The organism is Desulfobacula toluolica Tol2 (assembly GCF_000307105.1).
In the GTDB taxonomy this organism is placed as follows: domain Bacteria; phylum Desulfobacterota; class Desulfobacteria; order Desulfobacterales; family Desulfobacteraceae; genus Desulfobacula; species Desulfobacula toluolica.
The window spans coordinates 3,284,369-3,298,695 of sequence record NC_018645.1 but is presented as its reverse complement, the minus strand read 5'-3'; the positions used below and the strand labels follow the sequence as shown (position 1 = coordinate 3,298,695).

Genomic DNA, 14,327 nt, shown 5'->3' with positions numbered 1-14,327 from the left:
CCTGTGTTTTTGATTCGGTTTGACCGGGTTTGAATTTTATTGTTCAATATCATCCAATAATTTGCGATACAGGGTTTTTCTGCTAATACCAAGTATTTCCGCTGCTTTGGATCTGTTTCCATCCACATGCTTGAGAACTTTCATGATGTGGTTTTTTTCCAAATCTTTAAGGCTGGGAAACTGTCCCGGGACACCTGTGTCCATATCATCCATGGTCTCAAGCAGTTCAAGGGGCAGGCTGCGTTCGGTGATAATATTGTTGTCGGAAAGAATAATTCCCCGCTCTATGACATTATGAAGTTCCCGTACATTGCCGGGCCAGTCATAAGCCATGAGGTGCTGCATGGCATTTTTAGCAACCTTGCAGGGGGCTGTGCCGTGACTCATTTGGCCCAGAAAATATTCCACCAGTACGGGGATTTCCTCTTTTCGTTTGCGCAGCGGCAGGATTTTTATGGTGAACACGTTGAGCCTGTGAAAAAGAGCCTCGCTGAATGTTCCCTTTGCCACCGATTTTTTAAGGTCCCGGTTGGTTGCAAAGATAAACCGGATATCCACCTTTATTTCGTTCTTATCCCCCACGGGTCGAAATGTCTGATTTTCCATGACCCGCAGCAGGGAAGCCTGCACCCCCACGGAGAGTTCTCCGATTTCGTCCAGGAACAAGGTTCCCTTGTCAGCAAGTCCCAGCAGGCCAGTCCTGGATTCTTCGGCTCCTGTAAAGGCGCCTTTGCAATACCCGAACAATTCGCTTCGGATCAATTCTTCCTGCAATGTGGCACAGTTTTTTGTGATCAGGGGGCTGGCACTGCGCAGGCTAAGGCCGTGCAACTGCCTTGCCGCGACATTTTTACCTGTGCCGCTTTCACCGGTTATCAGTACGGGAACACTTGTTGGTGCCACCTTGCCAATGAGGAAGCGAACCTCTTCCATTGAACTGGAGTGGCCCACGATCTGTTCCGGGTATTGTATTTTTTCCTGGCGGCCCTGTTGCTTTAAAATCTCTTTTTTGCGAAGAAGTCCCCGCTGATAGGCCTTTTCAACAACCTGCTCCAGCCGTTCCAGGTCAAAGGGTTTGGTGATATAGTCGCAGGCACCGGTTTTCATGGCTTCAACAGCATCGTCAACATCGCCATACCCGGTAATTAAAATGATCTGAACCGCCAGCACCTGTTCCTGAAATCCGGCCATCAACTCAATGCCGTTGGCATCTGGCAGCATTATATCCAGAATGATGATGTCAAACACCTTTTTTTTGACAGCTAAAAGTGCTTCTTTTGCATTACCGGCTGTTGTTATGCTGCGGCGCGAAGAGGTTAATTCTTTTTCCAGCAGTCTTCGAATGGATTTTTCATCGTCTACCACAAGAATATTCATTGTGCTGGTTTGGTCAGTCATTTTTCACATATTCCGGGTTAGGAAATTTGATTTTAAAAATGCTTCCCATTGATTCTTTGCTGGTTACGGAGATCTCCCCTTTATGCTGCTTGATAATATTATAACAGGTGGACAGTCCTATGCCGGTTCCCTTGTCCACAGGTTTTGTGGTGAAAAAGGGATCAAACAGCCTGTCCATGTTTTCCTGTGCAATGCCGCAGCCGTTGTCTTTGACCGAAAGGGTTACCCAACGGCTTTCCGTTGCCGTGTAAATCTGAAGTCTTCCCTCGTTTTCAACGGCGTCAATGGCATTGCATATGATGTTGAGCAGGACCTGTTTGAGTTCGGCAGCATTGCCCCGAACCATTTGAATGCCGGGGTCAAATTTAAGTTCGATTTTCAGCAAATGATTTTGCTTCAATCGGTAGCACAACAGTTTGAGAACATCAGTGACCAGGTTTTTCAAATTCACCGGGGTAAAATCTATTCTTTTCCTGGGGCTGAATGTCAGCAGGTTTTTTACGATATCACGGCACCGGTTGCACTCGTTAATAATGGTTCCAATATATTCATTGAAATCCTCCATAAGTTCCTGACTTTCCGGGTCATCTTCCATGCAGCGCGCAAGTTTTGGCAGTCGGCGCTTGAGTCCTTCTGAAAATCCGCTGATGGAGGTCAACGGGTTGTTTATTTCATGGGCAACCCCTGCTGCAAGGACTCCCACAGTGGCCATTTTTTTTGAATAATAATATTTTTCCTGAAACTCTTTCTCACGGGTCACATCCCGCATGAGAAAAAGGAACCGAAATATTTTTTTGTTGGAGTCCTCCATGGGAGATACGGAAACTTCAAATTGATGTTTTTTGTTTTTTATCGGATAAACAAGCAGTTGACGGCAAACTTTACCTGTCTTCTTGGCAGTCATGATGGGACATTCCGGACAGGGAGTTTTTCGGTTTTTTAAGATTTCATAGCACAATTGTCCTTCCGGATTTTCACATTTGAAAATTTCAGAGAACAGACCATTTACGGAGATGATAGTGAAATTCGATGACATGATTGCCATGACATCGGAGATGCCGTCTAAAATAGCCTGGAGTTTTCGCTGTTTTCGCTCAAGTTTGAGGTTGGCTGCCTGGAGTTCAGCCACTTTGTTTTTAACCTCTCCGAAAAATCCCAGTTTGGTATATTCAAGACCGACGATATCCTCAAGGGTTGTGGGCGTAGTCATTACCAAACTCCATTGCAGATTTGCATCATATCTTCAACCGTTGCCGTTCTCGGGTTGCTCAAAAGACATGAATCATATGTGGCCATTTTGCAGATCTGGGGTAATGTTGATCGGTCCGGCACAATATCACGCAATCGTGTGGACACTTTAAGGCTTTGGAAATAAGCTTCAAGTTTTTCAATACCTGCCAGGGCGGTTGCTTCGGGTGATGCCAGGGATTTGCCCAGCACTACCTTGCCGATCTGGGCGATTTTATCCGTACATTCACAAAGATTATACCGCATGACCTGGGGAAGCAGTATGGGGTGGATCGTACCGTGTACCGTATCCAGCATACCGCCAAGGGTATGGGCAAGGGCATGGTCAAGTCCCAGGCTTGCATTGCTGAATGCTATGGCTGCGGATGTCCCCGCCATGCTCAGTTGTTCCAGGTGATCGATGGAACGGCTTTCCAGGGCCAGGGGAAGATATTTGATAATAAGCTCAATGGCTTTAAGCGAGTGGACTTCCGTCATGGGTGAGGCAATCTTTGAGACGTGGGCCTCAATTGCATGGGAGAGTGCATCCACAGCAGCGGCAATGATCAGTTCACGGGATTTTGTGGTCAGAAGCGTGGGATCGATAATGGAAATATTGGGCACCAGAGTCCGGCTGATGATCGACATTTTGATCTGCCGTTCCATGTCCGTGATAATGGTAAATTGTGAAATGTCAGATCCGCTGCTGGCGGTGGAAGGAATGAAAATCATTGGAGCAAGAGGGTGTTTTATGCGGTTTGCCCCTTCGTAATCATTGACACGGCCACCGTTGCTTGCAACAAGTGCGATGCCCTTGGCAGCATCCATGGGGCTTCCGCCACCCAGGGCAATAACCACGTCACAGCCGTGCTTTTTATATAAAAGAGCGCCTTTTTCTATCTGCCAGTCCCGGGGGTTGGAGGATATGTCGGAATAGTAAACCCACTTGAGGCGTTCTTTGTCGATAATTTTAAAAACATGGTCAACCCATCCTGATTTTTCCAGTCCAGGATCAGAGACAAAAAATATTTTTTCCGCACCAAGACGCAGGGCGCACATACCTGTATATTTCAAGCTGCCCCGCCCAAAAAAAATTTCCGGTACGGAAAATTTCAAGATCCCCATTGTTATTCCTTGTTGTTATTGCTTTTAAGCAGACACCTCCCCCCATGTCTTTATTGAATAATCTTTGGGAAGGTGGGCCGTGCCTTTCACGCAGTGAATGCCTGTTTTGTTATGTACCTGTTCAATAAGGTTATCGATAGTTTCACAAAATCCGCCGTTTTTGTCAACCCACCCCTCATCTGTCTTTTTGGCAAAAGTGCAGGTGCAAAAGTGAATAACTTCAGTTCCTTTGGATTTGAGTATTTTGGATAAATTGACCGAGACATCACCCGGGCACTGGCAGTTAAAAACACCTGTCAGGGTGCAATCATCGTAAATTGAAAATCCCTCCTTTTTTTCTGCCAGGCATTTAAAACAATTGGTCAAAGGACATCTGTCCAGGTTTTTTTCACATCGTATAATAGCTACTTTTGTCATTGAAAACTCCTGTTTGCGATTTTGTTTTAATTGTGGGTTTTTTGTGTCTGCTGAATTCTTTCCGTTGGATAATTTTTTTGGGAAATTGTAATAGTCTTATGCAGCTTCTGTTCTGACTATTAAGTTGATATGATCATAATCCCCGTACTTTGAGAACGACTTATTAATATCCCTGTTTTTTTTTATATGAAAGTTTTAAAAAATTTAAACCAATACTTTCATGTTTTGTCGCGGGCAAACCAAGGTGGCCAGATTGTTATAAAAAATGGCCAGGTCTGCCCGTGGCATTTATTGGAGGATATATATATCAGGGTAATCCATAAGTTTCAGCGTTGCTGCAATGACACCTGCGACTTCAGGGACATCGTGAATAATTACAAGGCTGTTGCTTTTGTTCAGTTCTTCCATCATGGGTTTGGAGAACATGTCGCTGTAATCAACATGGTTTGCATCCTTGACATGATGTTTGTCAAATTTAGTTTTATCCCGAAAATCGACAAAGGTGCAGTTCTTCAGATTTCTTGCCTCTTTTTCGGCAATGACCAATTGGGCAAAATCAGTCTTGTTTAAGGAAATAAGATCTTCAAGGAGCTTTTGATCTCCCACAATCGGGAATCCTGCTTTTTTCCAACCATTAATACCATCTCTCATCCAGTATACATTTTTGTAACCATTTTCAACTGCCAACCTGGCAGCGTGATATGATTTCCATCAATTGCTGGAGGCGCAATAGGTTATAATTGCTGTGTTTTTGTCCTTTGGCAGTTGCGCCAGATCAAAATCAACTTTATCCAAGGGCATGTCCGTGCGTTTGTGATCTTTTGGAACCAGACAAGTGATGTGAATTGTTCCGGAAGGATGACCCTTCATAAAATCAGTTGTATGACTGTGGCATGCAACTACTGTTGCACCGTCTGCATGAAGTTTCTTTGCTTGTTCCAGGCTTACGGCTGAGAATCCTTCTCCACCTTTTGCAGGCGCGGGTACTTTGGCTGCAAAACTTAATGCTGAAAATCCTACTATCAACATTAAGGATAGAATAATAATTGATATTTTTTTGTTCATTTTTTACTCAATTCCTTTCTGTTTATTATAATTTATTTTTGATATATTGCCTATCCTCAAGTACGGGGATTATGAAAAGTTTCAGACTGGTATTAACCTCCTTTCTCGTGTTTTGGAGGGGCTGTGGTAAGCACCTTCCGTTATCATTTTTATATTAAGTCGAGTATGTCATGATTTTGATTTCATTTCTGATCATCACAAATTCAGTCTTGTCTGTCCATCTGTCCATTTGAATTCAGCATTTTGTTATGACAAATACTTGCTTTATATATTGCAAAAAAAAATGATTCCTATGAGAATATTTGTTAAAAATAATATTCAGTAGGTCTGTCCTGATACTTTTCTGATAGTAAGTTCAGCTCTTGACGGGTTAAACCAGAAATTTTTGTTTGGTATGCTAATAAAATCCGGGAATATTTTTATTAAAAAGTCAGCACTTCCATACCCGATCAATTTGTAAACAACATTTCCAAATAACCGGCTCGCGCGGTTCATTTGGTTTGTTGGAACTATGTGTGGATACCTCCTGGAATCAGCTATCTGGGAACAGCTTTTTTGCCTAAGGGTGCAAAGCAGACTCCGGCCAGCCTGAAGTGTGCAAATCCAAAGGGGATGCCGATAATGGTAAGGCAAAGGCTTATTCCGGCAATGATATGGGAAACGGCAAGCCAGATCCCGGCCAGAATAATCCACAAGAAGTTGGCAAGTGAGGTGCCGACAATCCTTTTTTCATCTATAAGCCGTGCATCCACCAGCTCTTTGCCGAACGGGAATGCCGCAAATCCGGCAATTCTGAATGCAGCATAGCCAAAAGGAATCCCAATCACGGTAATAAAAAGAAGTCCGCCCAGAAGGACCCAAAGCAGCCAAGCTAAAAAACCGCCGCCAAAGATGAACCAGAGAATGTTAAGAATCAATACCATTTTTCCCCCGATCTTAAAATTTACTTCGAATCCGCTCGATTCGTTTTCTGTTGGCGCCAAGATCAGAATATCCGATGCGGGAAGCGGATCGGATATGAATGATCACCTCGCCGGTTTGTTTTTTTGGGAAATAAAACTCCACATCATCAATAAATCGAAACAAAGCCGACTTGAACTCTGCTCGAATATAATTCTTCTTGGCTGTCAGAATCTTTGTTCGCTTTTCAGACTCTAATATCTGCAAGAGACGGGCTCGCGCCTCCTGTTGTGTTCCTGCGTAACGGATTGGCCGGATATAATTTTTTTCACTAATCGCCTGACTGTTTACACAGTTTGGTGTTTTCGGGCACGGCGTCAACTCTCCATTATTTATCCCCAGATCTGGCATACTCCCCGTACACCCCGTTAATAATATTAGGCTTACTGTGCCAACTATAAATTTCTTTTTCATTGCTCTTCCGGTCATTTTTTCTACTGTATAACCCCCAAACCCTGCGGTTAGCAAAAAATAAGGATTTGTAAGGTGTAAAAATTGTAGTAAAAGCATAGAGAACCTCCCAAACAGAAATTTTTAACTTTTCTCCCAAAAAGAATGGAAAGCCGCAATGACTTTATTCTATCGTTACTGTGGGCGCTTGGTTTGAGGGTCAGTGAACTTACCCGGCTTGTCATTGGATCTTTTGAACCTGGGCATGGGTCTAAAATCGGTCTTTTAAGGGAAAAAGGAAAAAACAAGAAACAGCGGGCCTTATTTGTGGTGTATAAATTGTACGATAACCTTGTGGCATATCTGGCCCATCCCAAGACATTAAAGTTTAAAAAAGATCCTATGTTCCCAATTGAAAAAGGAACTGCCATATCAACCGACCGGGTTCAAATAAAGCTGCGCCAGTATTGCAAAAAAGCGGGTATCACAGAAAGGATAACTCCCCATGTGCTTCGGCACTCCTTTGCCACTGAGTGGCGGGTCGCTCAATCAAAAACAGAAATCTATATTTATCCTTCAATGCAAAAAGTAAGACTGGCAATGGAAAAACTACCCGGAGTTATTTTTATGTATTGAGCTCATTTTTTACAATTTTAAAAAAATCGTCCTTCCCATATTTTTCTTTCCAGGGGGAGTGACCACATTTTTGTATTTCGTACCATTTGATATCTTTAATATTATCTTTTATTGGATCAACCACTCCCTCAATTGGAGTTGTTCCGATAGCTCACCCAAACGTTTAAGGTTTTTATTATTATTTTCATTCTCTTCAGATAATAATGATATGATCCGTTTGTATTCCATCTGCTCATTTTCATTCATTGCTCTTAATCTTCGTCTTTCTAATTCGGGAAGATAAGAAATATCGAATACCCCTGATCCAATTAAGAAGACTTTCTTTATGATTTCAGGATGTTTATATGCTAACAAAAAAACAATCCATGCACCCCAAGAATGACCAAACAAGGAGACTTGATGCCGAGTATTATGAATAATCAGGTTATAAAGTTCATTTACTTGCCCAAAAACAGTTTTTTCTGTTTGAAATGGTTCCAATACGCCGCAATATGTTGATAATTGACGCGCAAGTGATGAAGCACTCCCTGGCGCACCTGGACCTCCATGTACTACAACGCATTTATATGGATCTGAACCATATTTTCGAATATTCATTGTACCTACACTTTACTTCAAAATGTTTACACTTAACGCGGTACTGATCGGTGTGTGGTGACCGGGCTGGACGAAGTCAGCAACGCATTCCAGGCGTCGCAGCCGCCTGGAAACCAAAAATAAACCGGTTATACCCGGTTTATTTTTTTGTTGAATTGAATTGCTTAAGCGTTCTATTCGATCTTTTCTTTATAACAACTGTGATATCCTCTAACAGGCTGTTCTGCTGATATCTGTTTATAAAGTCCGCATATGTACTGTCAATTTTACTGGTCACTTTAAGACAAAAATCCAATAATTTTTTCTTGAAAATCGGATGACTTATTTTTATCTCTTCTGCAAAATCTTTCCAGTGTCTTTCCATTATCCATTCGGGTCTGTTCTCCCCACCTATTTTCATAGCAAGTTTTTGTGACAGGGTATCATATATGTCCGTACACAACATGTCATAAAAAGGTGCCAATCGAATTTGTTTAGCCTGATATATAAAAGACAAGTTTTTTGCATGCCCATCCATATTCCCGATCAGATAATTAAAAAATACCCATTGCATCAGCTGCTGAAAATCTTTAATCGGATTTGCAGAGTATGATCGAACGAGATCAAAGCATGCTTTAAGCCCAGGACCACCATCAGCCTGATACTTCAGTTCATGTGAAAGCCCCATGGCCTGACAAAAATCTTCCTGGTGAAGACGCTTGAGAATATTATTATCCAATATCCTGTCATATCTTTTGATTAACAGAACCTTTTGATCTTGTTTTCGAGCAATCATAACAGGCGGGACAGCCAAACCAACAGCGTTGGCAAGCATCATACAAAAGCATTCATTTTCAATGGAAAACTGAAAATGCGCCATATTCGGTTTTAAAATAAAGTTACTTGGCGCACCATTTTCCGGGATATAAAATGAAGGATCATTGTAGAAAAGTGCCAGCTTTTCCTGTGCCCCGGCAAGCGATATTCGGATACCTTCCTGACCTGCAAGTAAAGGTCTTGCGGGGATATCCTTTATCAGGTCTGCCAATTGTTCGTCTGATAAAAGACGATATGTGTATTGATCCGGTGATTCAGGTATTCCTGCATCAGGTAGGATTGTTATTGCCCCGGCACACTCTCCCCCAATACGTTTGAGAAGCATAAAATCATTTTTATCGGAAATTCCAAGTTGTTTCGCGATTAATATTCTAACGGCAGCTTCAGGTAACAGATTGGAAAAAAATGATTTTACTTTGTTATGTGGAAAAATTTCTTCCTGCATCGGCAAAGAAATTGATATTTGAAACGCATCAGGTGATGTCAACCATTTCTTAGAATATTGAAATGAAAACTGCCTCCTGTCATTAATGCTTAGGGAACCGACTCTGGTTTTTTCAAAAAAAACATTCAAGGTATCCAATATCAGCGATCTCCACGTTTAATGAGATGGAGTTCAAGACCAAGACTGTTTAATAATTCAAATACTTTTCCAAGTTGAGCAGTTGCCTTACCTTTTTCAAGCTCTATAATAAACTTTCTACCAACATCACTAAACTCTGAGATCTCCTTTTGAGTCAGCTTGAGACTTTTACGTTCTTTAAGGAGATGCTGCCCTAATTCTTTAGGATTATTAATTTTTGTTGAAGGTTTCAATTGGCCTCCCATATAAATGTTTCCGATAGGATACTTTTAGCGGCTTTATAAGCGAAAAGCAACAAAAAGTTTCCGATCAGGGACTTTTTGCTTTTTTTTGATTGAATCAACTCGAAAAGTAACCGATCTAAAACTTTTAAGGCAAATACAACGCGGCGCAGCCGCATGGAACGGGGAGCTGAGGGGCCAGGCTTTTTAACCCAAAAAGCTCCAATAAAAAGTTAAATTTTCCTGAACCAGGAACTTCCGAAAAGGCTGAGCAGTAAGCCTGGTCCCTCTCCGGCATTTTGTTCAAGTAAGCGCTACGCGCAGGCTCTACCAGCAGATTAAGTATTGACACCAGCAACATATTCTTTCATAAAGAAAGTATTATTTTTTTTAAAGTGCCAATATATACGGCTAATTGCCACATCAACCTATCTATCTGAAGTTACAATTTCGAACCTTTTTCTTAATAATAGCAATTATTATGCCAAGTTCTACCGCGCTTCATGAACCAAGGCTTAGTGCCGAGCTGCGTGCCTCAGTACGGTTACTAATCCTTCATTTGTTGGAAGCATCCCCTCTTTTCCTTCAGCCGATTCGAAATAGCCTGCAATTATTCTTTTGCTATTTGCTTCCATGATTACTGTCCGTACTTTTCAACACGCTATAATCAAGATCAAAAACCTGTCGGGTTTTTAAAATCTTTATCAAGAAAGCTGCCTTTAATATTATTCGCCATTTCCACAAATCTGTTGGTGGGCATTGAAAATAAAATCATATCTTCAGGGACAAAATTTCTGGCCATCGGATCCATTAGCCCAATAATACATTTTGGATTTTCTTGAAAATTTTCATGATAGGGAGTTGTAAAGACAGACTGACAACCTGAAGCATCAGGTATCAAAACATTATCCACATTCGCCATCCTGTCGTAACTTGAAAGGGTTGCAAGCTTTGCCAGGCTGGTCATATTTGCCGGGAAAAGATTAACAACCTCAATCTGTCTGCTATCATCAATATTCTCAAGTTTTTCCATGTATAGATATTTGCCTTTTGGCGGGTGAATAAGGGTTGCCGACCACCTGGTATATTCTTTTGAAATTTCAATATTTTTGCAAAATCTTTCTGTTTCAGCGAGAAAAATACCTCCATCATCCTCAAGTTCAGTAAAACCAAAGTATTCTGCAGGACCTGTGCAGGCTCTATTATTATCATCCGAGAAACGGATTTTATTATTTTTTTTCATCATCATCTTCAGATACATGAACATACATACCCATTTATCCTTTCTAAAAACAAATGAATCTTCCATTTCCTCAGAAGAAAAGTACCAGCCAACAGCAGGATAATTAAAAGATAATACTTCTGAAAATTTCTTCAGGCTTTCTTTTACTATTTCTGATTTCATTATTTTCTCCATACAATTTGATTAAAAGTCCGATTCAGAATCTTTAGGCTTCCAACTGCGGCATCAGCGGACCTGACCACGCCACCTATGAGTTTTCGGATGTAACCACAAAATGTGCCCGGCGTGGTTAGGTGGCCGCTGGATGCATAGTTAGCAGACCCTCTTACGGTAAGATGGCAAATGCCCTGGCAGGGAAGCCAGACCCACCCTTCGGCTTCGGAAAAGCCACCACAACCAGGGCACCTATTTCCGGCACCTCATCCAAATTCTTCAGGAGCTCAATTTGATAGTGGTTTTGCTTCAGTATGTATGTTTCCAATGAACCCGACAGTTGTATAAAAAACGAGTAAAATAGTAGTAAAAAAACTTGAGGTAGCCCATGAATAAAGGTTATAATGAGTTTGCGAAACAAAAAAAACTTATTCAGGAGGCCACCCCAAGTGGAGTCCAGTAAAGCACAAATTCATACTAAATTCCATAAAATTCCTGAGATTAAATTCGAAGATCAGCAACTTACTTCCTTTTCAGGTTTGTTGATTTTCCAACTGTTTTTTAAACGGATAAGATTGAAAGATAAACTAAAAAAATGTTTTTCCAATTTAAAAGTATCTCCCATTTTCGGTCATCATTTGGTTGTGTTGCTGCTGATTGTTCACTTGATATTGGGGTTCCGGAGGTTGAGAGAAATTGATTATTATCGGGATGATCCTCTTGTTCTTCGCTTAATGGGATTTAAAAAGCTTCCAGATGTTTCAACCATTTCAAGAAGTCTATCCCAGATGGATACTCAAAGCATTGCAAACCTTCGTCGACTGTCCAGATCATTTGTAATCAATGGGCTCCAGCGGGAAAGCTTTGGGAGGCTTACCTTGGATTTTGATGGTTCGGTTTTATCTACCAAAGGGCATGCTGAAGGGTCTGCCGTTGGATTCAACAAAGTCAAAAAGGGTGCCAGAAGTTACTATCCTTATAGGCACCATCAGCCCAGATAAGTTTCAGGCTTGGATATTTATCCTCCAACTTTTCCAAAAGGAGCTTTGCACCATCCCGGTCTTGGATATTACCTTCATGAACTGTGGCACCGATGATTCGACCATCAACATCAACGAGGATATGACGTTTTCGGTCATTGATCTTTTTACCGGCATCATACCTTTTGAACCGCCCGCTTCAGTGGTTTTTACCGACTGACTATCAATAATAGAAGCACTTGGTGTTGATTTGCGCTTGCACCGCATGCGATCTTTTTGGACCAGAGCATCATTAATTTTTTGCCATGTACGATTTTTACACCACTTGTTGTAATGATAATATACGGTCTGCCACGGAGGAAAACCAATAGGCAACATTCGCCATTGACATCCCGATCTGACAACATACATAATGGCGTTTATTATTAAAGAGACAAGCCATTATTTTGGACGTCCAGCTTTTGAGGGGCTTTTTGGCATCATCAAAAATTCGATATATCGACATTGTTCCGGGGTCAAATCACTCTCATAAATTTTAACTGGTAATGATATCATGGTTTCCTCATGTGTAAATTATGTTTATAGAAAGGTTATCTATAACATGAGAAGGAAATCCAAGACATTGTAATAACAGCTCATTACGATTGATTATTATTAATAACTAATTTTCAAACAGGCTCTTAGAAAAAGGCGACATCTTGCTTGACATCCACCGCATCCAGAAACTCGCTAACCTTTCCCCTATAGATCCGCGGCTTCATGAACCATAGGATTAGCACCGAGCCTCGTGCCTCGGCACGGTTACTAACCCTTCATTTGTTATAGTTTGTGTACTTTGTCAACAATGTTCAGGTTCACTTTGAATGATTGTTTTTTATTCGTTTTCCCCAGATAATGGCAGTTCTGAGACCACAAGATCAAAAAATGACTGGGTTACTCGTTCATTCATATCATCTGGTCCAATACTCCAGCTTAAAGTCAGCGTCTCATTGTAGCCGCTGCATCCAAAAAAGAGCATCGGCAAAACACAACCCGGAACCAGCAACCATGCTGTTGATGGTTCACCGTCGAAATTCACTCTTTCTTTCTGGATTACACCCATATTGGTTAGCCAGTCAAAGGAATTCGGGCTGCTGCTTTTCATTTCCCATCCCTTACTCCCAGCAACTTTCAGGACAAAAAAAGGAAGACTCCAAAGCATGGGGTAAGTTGAAACGAAAGCACTAAGGCCGAGCCATGATGATTTCCTTTTGTTTGTCTTTTGGGCCACCCGGATCAGGGTTGATTCAAAATCTTTTTCAACATTTTTCCCATAATTAAAAAGTTCAAGGGATGAAAAATTGGCAATTGATCTGGCCTTTTTCTCCGGCAGGTATCTCCGCAAATCAATCGCCATTCCCAACCGCAAGGCTTTCCCGGGTTTGAGAGTCCCGGTCTTTGATAACGCACGGATAATAGCTGTAACCAATACATCATTTATGGTGGTATGCTTCTCTTTTGCATATGTGTTTAAACAGGCAAATTGAGTTTCATTAATATGCTTCGTAAACAATTGTATCTTGTCACCAAATACCTTCTGTATCGGAACGACATGACTATGACCAGGGAATTTTGCTCTATAAATCTCACACATATAATTATAAATAATCCTAGGAATGGCATACCAAGGGACTTGCCGGACAATCTGCCAAAATCCCCGGTAATCTTCAATATCTGGTTCAGGTTTGAAATTCGGATCATCTTTAAGCCGGTTAAAAATTTTTGATAACTCACTAGCAATTTCTTTTACTCCCGCTGCATCACAAACAAGGTGAGAGACCTTTATCAAGAACCGGTCTTTAGAATCAAATCGATAAAGACATGTCTCAATCTGAGGGCCGTTAAAAAAATCCATTCGCTCATTTTTAAAATCTTCGAATTCAGTCTTGTCCGATGTCATGTGGAAGAGCTTAAACTCTTCGATTTCAAGTCTTTTGAAATAGGGGCGAAATAATTTAGGAACAAAACAGCACCCAAGCAACGGTACTTTTTCCGTTAGAAGGGAAACCGCTCTCTTAAGTCGTTTTTCATCCAACTTATAATCAAAACCCATCTCAAGTTGAATAACACAGGTAACCGGACCCAGCATTCCGGCAAGTGCCCGGTCAGCTGATTTTGTGGGGAATCTTTTCGGCATCTGGTTCATGTCCACTCTCTTCAAAATATTGTTCAAGTTCAAAATGAATTCCTATTTTCTTGGCACTATAACGCTTGGGTAATGGGCAGCAAGGGTTTCCAAAAAAGTTGATTGAAAGCACATCATTTAAAAGTTTTTCAATCTTTAAAAAGAAGCAGACCCTTGCTGTCCGGTTCACTCGCTGGTTCAAGTAAGCCGCTGCGCGGCAGATTAAGCAGTACCGCCGTTGTTTCATTCTATTGCTCATGGTATCTTCTTACCGGCTTGCAGGTCGGTATCTTCACCCGACAAGGTTAAAGAAGAAAGGAAGATACCATGAGCAATTTAATCAAACGTTTTA

General features: G+C 41.4%; 18 protein-coding genes and 1 pseudogene. 3 read left to right on the top strand and 16 right to left on the bottom strand.

Annotated elements, in window-relative coordinates; all coding sequences use genetic code 11:
- Positions 1-36: 36 nt before the first annotated feature.
- The 8 genes from TOL2_RS15065 to TOL2_RS15030 form a co-directional block, all read right to left on the bottom strand.
- A complete protein-coding gene (locus TOL2_RS15065; RefSeq protein WP_014958181.1) occupies positions 37-1,398 on the bottom strand; it encodes a sigma-54-dependent transcriptional regulator in 1,362 nt (453 codons plus the stop codon).
- Positions 1,391-2,608, bottom strand: a complete 1,218-nt coding sequence (locus TOL2_RS15060; RefSeq protein ID WP_014958180.1) for a two-component system sensor histidine kinase NtrB — start codon at positions 2,606-2,608, stop codon at positions 1,391-1,393. Before TOL2_RS15060 ends, TOL2_RS15065 begins: the two co-directional genes overlap by 8 nt.
- On the bottom strand, positions 2,608-3,750 hold the full coding sequence (locus tag TOL2_RS15055) for an iron-containing alcohol dehydrogenase (RefSeq protein WP_014958179.1): 1,143 nt from the start codon (positions 3,748-3,750) through the stop codon (positions 2,608-2,610). The genes TOL2_RS15060 and TOL2_RS15055 overlap by 1 nt, the downstream gene beginning before the upstream one ends.
- 24 nt (positions 3,751-3,774) lie before the next feature.
- Positions 3,775-4,167, bottom strand: coding sequence for a CGGC domain-containing protein (locus TOL2_RS15050; protein ID WP_014958178.1), 393 nt, complete (start codon positions 4,165-4,167; stop codon positions 3,775-3,777).
- A 288-nt stretch (positions 4,168-4,455) separates the two neighbouring features.
- The gene (locus TOL2_RS15045) at positions 4,456-4,818 is read right to left on the bottom strand and encodes a rhodanese-like domain-containing protein (protein WP_148278125.1); all 363 of its coding nucleotides are present in this window, start codon (positions 4,816-4,818) and stop codon (positions 4,456-4,458) included.
- 60 nt (positions 4,819-4,878) lie between these two features.
- Positions 4,879-5,232: a rhodanese-like domain-containing protein gene (locus TOL2_RS15040; protein WP_014958176.1), complete on the bottom strand. Its 354-nt coding sequence runs from the start codon at positions 5,230-5,232 to the stop codon at positions 4,879-4,881.
- A 536-nt stretch (positions 5,233-5,768) separates the two neighbouring features.
- Positions 5,769-6,155 carry a YccF domain-containing protein gene (locus TOL2_RS15035; protein WP_014958175.1) on the bottom strand — a complete coding sequence of 129 codons (387 nt, stop codon included), beginning with the start codon at positions 6,153-6,155 and terminating at the stop codon, positions 5,769-5,771.
- A 13-nt stretch (positions 6,156-6,168) separates the two neighbouring features.
- On the bottom strand, positions 6,169-6,702 hold the full coding sequence (locus TOL2_RS15030; protein WP_232507949.1) for a DUF1499 domain-containing protein: 534 nt from the start codon (positions 6,700-6,702) through the stop codon (positions 6,169-6,171).
- Positions 6,703-6,795: 93 nt separating this feature from the next.
- Here TOL2_RS15030 and TOL2_RS15025 point away from each other — a divergent pair, with 93 nt between their 5' ends.
- Complete coding sequence (locus tag TOL2_RS15025) at positions 6,796-7,218, top strand: tyrosine-type recombinase/integrase (protein WP_014958173.1); 423 nt, start codon at positions 6,796-6,798, stop codon at positions 7,216-7,218.
- Positions 7,219-7,326: 108 nt separating this feature from the next.
- Here the strand turns inward: TOL2_RS15025 and TOL2_RS15020 are convergent, their stop codons facing one another.
- From TOL2_RS15020 to TOL2_RS15000, 4 genes are all read right to left on the bottom strand, one after another.
- Positions 7,327-7,815, bottom strand: a complete 489-nt coding sequence (locus TOL2_RS15020; RefSeq protein WP_014958172.1) for an alpha/beta fold hydrolase — start codon at positions 7,813-7,815, stop codon at positions 7,327-7,329.
- 139 nt (positions 7,816-7,954) lie between these two features.
- Entirely contained in the window at positions 7,955-9,214 is a 1,260-nt protein-coding gene (locus TOL2_RS15015) for a type II toxin-antitoxin system HipA family toxin (protein WP_014958171.1), read from the bottom strand.
- 2 nt (positions 9,215-9,216) lie between these two features.
- Positions 9,217-9,447, bottom strand: coding sequence for a helix-turn-helix domain-containing protein (locus tag TOL2_RS15010; RefSeq protein ID WP_014958170.1), 231 nt, complete (start codon positions 9,445-9,447; stop codon positions 9,217-9,219).
- Between the two features lie 661 nt (positions 9,448-10,108).
- Positions 10,109-10,840, bottom strand: a complete 732-nt coding sequence (locus tag TOL2_RS15000) for a DUF169 domain-containing protein (protein ID WP_014958169.1) — start codon at positions 10,838-10,840, stop codon at positions 10,109-10,111.
- 395 nt (positions 10,841-11,235) lie between these two features.
- Here TOL2_RS15000 and TOL2_RS14990 point away from each other — a divergent pair, with 395 nt between their 5' ends.
- Positions 11,236-11,832: a transposase gene (locus TOL2_RS14990; RefSeq protein WP_083863698.1), complete on the top strand. Its 597-nt coding sequence runs from the start codon at positions 11,236-11,238 to the stop codon at positions 11,830-11,832.
- On the opposite strand, the gene TOL2_RS26090 is transcribed toward TOL2_RS14990, so the two are convergent.
- Positions 11,780-11,953, bottom strand: coding sequence for a transposase (locus TOL2_RS26090; RefSeq protein ID WP_408605422.1), 174 nt, complete (start codon positions 11,951-11,953; stop codon positions 11,780-11,782). The two genes, TOL2_RS14990 and TOL2_RS26090, sit on opposite strands and share 53 nt — an antisense overlap.
- Between TOL2_RS26090 and TOL2_RS25805 the strand changes: the two genes are divergently transcribed.
- Positions 11,909-12,031 carry a hypothetical protein gene (locus TOL2_RS25805; RefSeq protein ID WP_269764180.1) on the top strand — a complete coding sequence of 41 codons (123 nt, stop codon included), beginning with the start codon at positions 11,909-11,911 and terminating at the stop codon, positions 12,029-12,031. The genes TOL2_RS26090 and TOL2_RS25805 overlap by 45 nt on opposite strands.
- A gap of 86 nt (positions 12,032-12,117) precedes the next feature.
- Here the strand turns inward: TOL2_RS25805 and TOL2_RS26085 are convergent.
- The 3 genes and pseudogenes from TOL2_RS26085 to TOL2_RS14980 all read right to left on the bottom strand — a co-directional run.
- Positions 12,118-12,225, bottom strand: a pseudogene (locus TOL2_RS26085) (transposase); the annotation flags it as partial.
- Positions 12,226-12,685: 460 nt separating this feature from the next.
- On the bottom strand, positions 12,686-13,996 hold the full coding sequence (locus tag TOL2_RS14985) for a hypothetical protein (protein WP_014958167.1): 1,311 nt from the start codon (positions 13,994-13,996) through the stop codon (positions 12,686-12,688).
- The gene (locus tag TOL2_RS14980; RefSeq protein ID WP_148278124.1) at positions 13,956-14,234 is read right to left on the bottom strand and encodes a hypothetical protein; all 279 of its coding nucleotides are present in this window, start codon (positions 14,232-14,234) and stop codon (positions 13,956-13,958) included. The genes TOL2_RS14985 and TOL2_RS14980 overlap by 41 nt, the downstream gene beginning before the upstream one ends.
- Positions 14,235-14,327 lie beyond the last annotated feature (93 nt).

Bases quoted from the DNA above. Each gene is read 5' to 3' on its own strand.
- TOL2_RS15060 (WP_014958180.1), bottom strand. From the start codon at position 2,608: ATGACTACGCCCACAACCCTTGAGGATATCGTCGGTCTTGAATATACC.
- TOL2_RS14990 (WP_083863698.1), top strand. From the start codon at position 11,236: ATGAGTTTGCGAAACAAAAAAAACTTATTCAGGAGGCCACCCCAAGTG.
- TOL2_RS15055 (WP_014958179.1), bottom strand. From the start codon at position 3,750: ATGGGGATCTTGAAATTTTCCGTACCGGAAATTTTTTTTGGGCGGGGC.
- TOL2_RS15050 (WP_014958178.1), bottom strand. From the start codon at position 4,167: ATGACAAAAGTAGCTATTATACGATGTGAAAAAAACCTGGACAGATGT.
- TOL2_RS25805 (WP_269764180.1), top strand. From the start codon at position 11,909: ATGAACTGTGGCACCGATGATTCGACCATCAACATCAACGAGGATATG.
- TOL2_RS15020 (WP_014958172.1), bottom strand. From the start codon at position 7,815: ATGAATATTCGAAAATATGGTTCAGATCCATATAAATGCGTTGTAGTA.
- TOL2_RS15035 (WP_014958175.1), bottom strand. From the start codon at position 6,155: ATGGTATTGATTCTTAACATTCTCTGGTTCATCTTTGGCGGCGGTTTT.
- TOL2_RS15000 (WP_014958169.1), bottom strand. From the start codon at position 10,840: ATGAAATCAGAAATAGTAAAAGAAAGCCTGAAGAAATTTTCAGAAGTA.
- TOL2_RS15065 (WP_014958181.1), bottom strand. From the start codon at position 1,398: ATGACTGACCAAACCAGCACAATGAATATTCTTGTGGTAGACGATGAA.
- TOL2_RS14980 (WP_148278124.1), bottom strand. From the start codon at position 14,234: ATGAGCAATAGAATGAAACAACGGCGGTACTGCTTAATCTGCCGCGCA.
- TOL2_RS15040 (WP_014958176.1), bottom strand. From the start codon at position 5,232: ATGAACAAAAAAATATCAATTATTATTCTATCCTTAATGTTGATAGTA.
- TOL2_RS15045 (WP_148278125.1), bottom strand. From the start codon at position 4,818: ATGAGAGATGGTATTAATGGTTGGAAAAAAGCAGGATTCCCGATTGTG.
- TOL2_RS14985 (WP_014958167.1), bottom strand. From the start codon at position 13,996: ATGAACCAGATGCCGAAAAGATTCCCCACAAAATCAGCTGACCGGGCA.
- TOL2_RS15030 (WP_232507949.1), bottom strand. From the start codon at position 6,702: ATGCTTTTACTACAATTTTTACACCTTACAAATCCTTATTTTTTGCTA.